The 4,576-nt window shown below is 66.5% G+C and carries 5 protein-coding genes, 1 tRNA gene and 1 pseudogene; 1 reads left to right on the top strand and 6 read right to left on the bottom strand.

The features are described 5' to 3' along the window. On the top strand, positions 1–1,639 hold a 1,639-nt coding region (locus Q0L11_RS14550), incomplete at its 5' end, for a TonB-dependent receptor (RefSeq protein WP_296598161.1). A gap of 98 nt (positions 1,640–1,737) precedes the next feature. Here Q0L11_RS14550 and Q0L11_RS14545 read toward each other — a convergent pair. From Q0L11_RS14545 to Q0L11_RS14520, 6 genes and pseudogenes are all read right to left on the bottom strand, one after another. After that, a tRNA-Arg gene (locus Q0L11_RS14545) sits at positions 1,738–1,814 on the bottom strand. Positions 1,815–1,939: 125 nt separating this feature from the next. Then, positions 1,940–2,455, bottom strand: coding sequence for a CarD family transcriptional regulator (locus Q0L11_RS14540; RefSeq protein ID WP_296598159.1), 516 nt, complete (start codon positions 2,453–2,455; stop codon positions 1,940–1,942). 294 nt (positions 2,456–2,749) lie between these two features. After that, complete coding sequence (fdxA, locus tag Q0L11_RS14535) at positions 2,750–3,091, bottom strand: ferredoxin FdxA (RefSeq protein ID WP_296454860.1); 342 nt, start codon at positions 3,089–3,091, stop codon at positions 2,750–2,752. Between the two features lie 123 nt (positions 3,092–3,214). Then, entirely contained in the window at positions 3,215–3,643 is a 429-nt protein-coding gene (locus Q0L11_RS14530) for a DUF805 domain-containing protein (RefSeq protein ID WP_296598158.1), read from the bottom strand. A 262-nt stretch (positions 3,644–3,905) separates the two neighbouring features. Beyond that, a complete protein-coding gene (locus tag Q0L11_RS14525; RefSeq protein WP_296598157.1) occupies positions 3,906–4,208 on the bottom strand; it encodes an RNA-binding S4 domain-containing protein in 303 nt (100 codons plus the stop codon). Then, positions 4,205–4,576: pseudogene (locus Q0L11_RS14520) on the bottom strand (phosphonate-binding protein); the annotation flags it as partial. The gene Q0L11_RS14525 and the pseudogene Q0L11_RS14520, both read right to left, overlap by 4 nt.

The raw sequence follows: 4,576 nt of genomic DNA, 5'->3' as shown, positions 1-4,576 counted from the left end.
CATCGGCGACTGGGACGTGGTCTCGGCCACCGGCTACCACCAGCGCAAGACCAAGCTGCTGAACGACTATACCTATTACACCGTCACCTACGACGACTTCGGTCCGGGGTACGAGAACTACCTTCAGTTCTTCGACAAGAGCGGTTGCACGGGTTCAGGCGCGACGCTCAAGTGCACGAAGCTGTTGAATCCGACGCAATACTATCATGCGTTGACCCACCGGGATAAGTTCACTCAGGAATTCCGGATTTCCACGCCGAAGAGCTGGCCATTCGATGTGACCGCGGGCGCGTTCTACCAGTGGCAGAAGCAGGAGAATAACACCTACTACGCCATCCGGGGGCTGGATCAGATCGTCGGCTACACCCAGGCCGGCGGCGGCGACAGCAACCCGGCCGGCTTCGGCATCCCGGTCGCGAACGGCGGGACGATGGTGCTGGGATCGCCGGCGGTGAAGGAGGACGGCTTCTACATTGTCGAGACCGACCAGATCTATCACGACAAGGCCCTCTTCGCCGAAGGCCACTACAACATCACGCCGACCCTGAAGCTCACCGCCGGCATCCGCTACTTCTGGACCGACTACAAGACGAAGGGCTTCAGCGGGGTGATGGCCTCGGCCAGGAACACCGTGACGTCGCTGTTCGTCCCGACCGGGGCGGCGGGCTGTACGCTGCCTCTCCCGGACGAGCGGCTGCAGTGCCTCAACTCCAACTTCGCCGCGAAGGACCAGGTCGGCCGCTACAAGGAGGACGGCGAGACGCACAAGGTCGCGCTGGACTGGCAGATCACGCCGACGAAGATGGTCTACGCCAACTATTCGACGGGCTTCCGACCCGGCGGCTTCAACCGCCCGCTGCGGATCCGGAACATCGGCGTCGCGACCGTGCCCGCGTTCAAGTCGGAGACCCTGACGAACTACGAAGTCGGGGTGAAGACGCTGTGGGGCGACATCTTCCGCTTCAACGCGGCCGTCTATTACGAGGAATGGAACAACATCCAGTACTCGGTGGTGGTCTCGGGCGCCCAGGGCGCGGGCATGACCGGCAACGCCGGCAAAGCTCGGGTCTACGGCGCGGAGTACGACGCCGACCTCAAGCTCGACAAGTTCACCATCTCGACCTCGGGCGCCTACAACGACGCCGCGCTGGACGGCAACTTCTGCAACTTCGCCCTCAACACCTCGACGATGGCGATCTCGCAGCTCAGCTCCTGCACGCTCGGCGCCACGGTTCCGGGTTCCAGCCCGCCGACTCCGCAGGTCGCCGCAGCCGACGGCACCCGGCTGCCCCGCCAGCCCAAGTTCAAGGGCACCACCTCGGTCCGCTACGACACCGAGGTCGGCGAATACACCGCCTACGTCCAGGGCGCGGCGCTCTACCAGACCGGCGCGACCCAGGACCTGAACGTCTTCAACAACGACCTGCTCGGCAATACCTCGGGCTTTGTCTCGTTCGACTTCTCGGGCGGGGTGAAGAAGGACAACTGGACGCTCGACCTGTTCATCCAGAACGCCTTCGACAAGCGCGGCCTGCTGACGCGGAACACCTTCTGCTCGATCACCTTCTGCTCGGGTTCGTCCCGCGCGTTCCCGATCAAGCCGCAGTTCTTCGGCGTCCGCTGGGGGCAGAAGTTCTGACGACGTGACCGCCTGATAACGGCAGGGCGAAGGGTCCCGCGGGAAACCGCCGGGGCCCTTCGTCTTTCTGGGGGATCGGCTTGGCCCGACAAAGGGGCTGGCGGCCCGGAAGGGATTCGAACCCCTGACCTTGGCTTTAGGAAAGCCCTGCTCTATCCGGCTGAGCTACCGGGCCGCGCCGGGGGTTCGTGCCACGGGCCGGCGCGCGGGGCAACCGCTGTGCGGGCCGGAGGTCCCGGCCAAAGAAAAACGCCCGGCGGTGAGGCCGGGCGCTTTCCGTATCGGTCGGGCGGGGCGGCGTCAGGCCGCGGCGGCCGTGGTCTTCACCAGCGACTTGTTCAGCATGGCGATGGCCGCGTCGCGGTCGATCCGCTCGATGGCGGCGACTTCGCGGGCCATGCGGTCCAGGGCGCTTTCGTACAGTTGGCGCTCGGAATAGGACTGCTCGGGCTGGTTCTCGGCGCGGTGCAGGTCGCGCACGACCTCGGCGATCGAGATCAGGTCGCCCGAGTTGATCTTGGCTTCGTACTCCTGGGCGCGGCGCGACCACATGGTGCGCTTCACGCGGGCGCGGCCCTTGAGGGTGGTCAGCGCCTTCGACACCACGCCGGTCTCGGCCAGGGGGCGCAGGCCCGCGGTCTTGGCCTTGGCGGTGGGAACGCGCAGCGTCATCTTCTCGTGGTCGAACGTGATGACGTAGACTTCAAGCTTCAGACCGGCGACTTCCTGGGTCTCGATCCCCTGCACCTGACCCACGCCGTGGGCGGGGTAGACGACGTGATCGCCGACCTGGAACTCCGTACCGCTCTTGCTCATAGAGATACCTTTCTATCCGTCCGCGTGGCCGCGGCGCTCTCGTCACAAGCCCCGAAAAAGCGAAACAGCCACCCTGTCCGCGAAAACCATCCGCGGCGGCGCCATCTCAGTGTTCGGAAACCAGACCTCTTAAGACACCCTTCGCCCGAGCCGACGAACTTCGCCGGCCGGCTGTTCTTGCTGCAAACCGACGCGGGCGAAGCCTTCGTGTCGTGTCGTTTGCGACATTAACACAAAAACCAGCCGAATGAAAGGGTTGCGCCGGCCCCGCTTCCGGGGGCGCAGAGGTCGGGGTCAGGACCCGCGGCCGGGCTTCTCGGAGAAGTATTTCTCGAACTTGCCCGTTTCGCGCTCGAAAGCTTCCTTGTCGGCGGGCGGCTCGCCCTTGACCGTGATGTTCGGCCACACCTTCGAGTATTCGGAGTTGATCCGCAGCCACTTGCCGTCGGCGTCGTCCTCGGTATCGGGCTTGATCGCGTCGACCGGGCACTCGGGCTCGCAGACGCCGCAGTCGATGCACTCGTCCGGATTGATCGCCAGGAAGTTCTCGCCCTCGTAGAAGCAGTCCACGGGGCACACCTCCACGCAGTCCATGAACTTACATTTGATGCACGGATCCATCACGATGTAGGTCATGGCGGGGACTTGAAACTCCGACAGGTATCCCGAGGCTGGGGGCGCGGGTTTTTCACGGCGTGGCCGTCACTTGTCAATGCGACCGGGCGCCAGGAATTCTGCGGAGGCGGATAGGTCGCGCCGTCAGCCGAAAGTTTCGCCCAGGTCGGGCCCCTTGCGGCGGAACAGGACCTGGGGCGCGCCGTAGCGGTTCTGGCCCGGATCTCCGGGCATGAAGCCGACGAATGCCGTGAACGACACGCTCGCCACCAGCAAGACCGCCTGGAGAACGCCCGCCATGGCGGGGACCGCCAGCATCCCGATGCCGCACGCCAGGCCGAAGCCGAACGGCAGCGCCGCCCACCAGCCCGTCCTGTCGAAGTCGTGCAGCCGCCGGATGGTGAAGATCAGCAACGGGCCGGTCGCCGCTGTCGAGCTCATGCCCGGAAACAGCGCGCCGAGCCCGATCACGCAGGCCACGGTGATCCAGTATTCCGCCCGGCCGCCACGGCCGCTCCAATATTTGCGATAGAGACCACGGTCGTCGCGGTCGGGGCGGTTGCGGCTGAACATCGGGAAACTCCTGGACCGCCGCCAGGATGTTTGGACTCGCCTTAAGATTGTGTCGGAGAATTTGGTGAACGCGGCGCGTTCGGTTCAGGCGACGGTGGTGCGCCTCCTGGGCCAATTCGCTGGTGGGCCGAAGCGGTTCTGAAACCGCTGTCCGGGCACGAAGCCTAGGACCAGAGTGGCGGACCAAGGGGCAAGGTTGGCGACGCCGGACGCTGCCTCAAAATCCAGATATGCGCTCGCCGCCCCAGTCTCCGACCGTGGCTTAGCTGTCTTCCAACGCGGAATACAGGGTCCTGGCTTCGCTGGCCGGCCCGCGTCGGTCGCCCATCGCTTCGACCATCACAGCCACCAGCCGCCCGCCGAGCGCGAACACCAGCCGGTCGCCCACCTTGAGGGGGCGGGCGGGCTTGTCGATCCGGTGCTCCTCCTGGCCAGGACGCGTCAGGCGGATGCGGCCTTCCTCGACGAACTTCGCCGCCATCGAGCGGGTCTTGAAGAAGCGGGCGCGCCAGAGCCAGACGTCGGCGCGGCAGGCGCCCACCTCCTTGAACGGCGGTTCGCTCACGCCTGGACGGCCTTCTTCCGGCGTCGCCGGGGCAGGCGCGCGGGTGGCGCGCGGTCCTTGAGCGCGGCGAGCGCGGCGAAGGGCGAGTGCGGAGCGGGGCGGGCCTCCGGCGGGGACTTGCGTTCTGCCCGGCGTCGCCAGGCGATGGCCTCGCCGGCCCGCGGGCGATTGACGGGCGCGAAGCCCAGGGCGCGCAGGATGGTCTGGCTATCGTGCGCGCTCCATCCCAGCTCGGCGCGCGCCGCGTCCGAGAGCACGACGCCGCCGCTCTGGATCGGGGCGACCCGCAGGATCTCGTCCAGCCGCTCCAGCTGCTCCACCGGGACCGCCAGGCCGCGGACGGCGCGCAGGCCGTGGGCGGCGAGAGT

Origin of the sequence: Phenylobacterium sp., assembly GCF_024508875.1 — a bacterium.
Lineage (GTDB): Bacteria > Pseudomonadota > Alphaproteobacteria > Caulobacterales > Caulobacteraceae > Phenylobacterium.
Note: the sequence above shows the minus strand (reverse complement) of the source record. Positions and strands in the feature narration are given on the sequence as shown.

What these genes read in the sequence shown, in the direction of transcription:
- Q0L11_RS14540 (WP_296598159.1), bottom strand. Translation starts at nt 2,455, where the DNA reads ATGAGCAAGAGCGGTACGGAGTTCCAGGTCGGCGATCACGTCGTCTAC.
- Q0L11_RS14530 (WP_296598158.1), bottom strand. Translation starts at nt 3,643, where the DNA reads ATGTTCAGCCGCAACCGCCCCGACCGCGACGACCGTGGTCTCTATCGC.
- fdxA (WP_296454860.1), bottom strand. Translation starts at nt 3,091, where the DNA reads ATGACCTACATCGTGATGGATCCGTGCATCAAATGTAAGTTCATGGAC.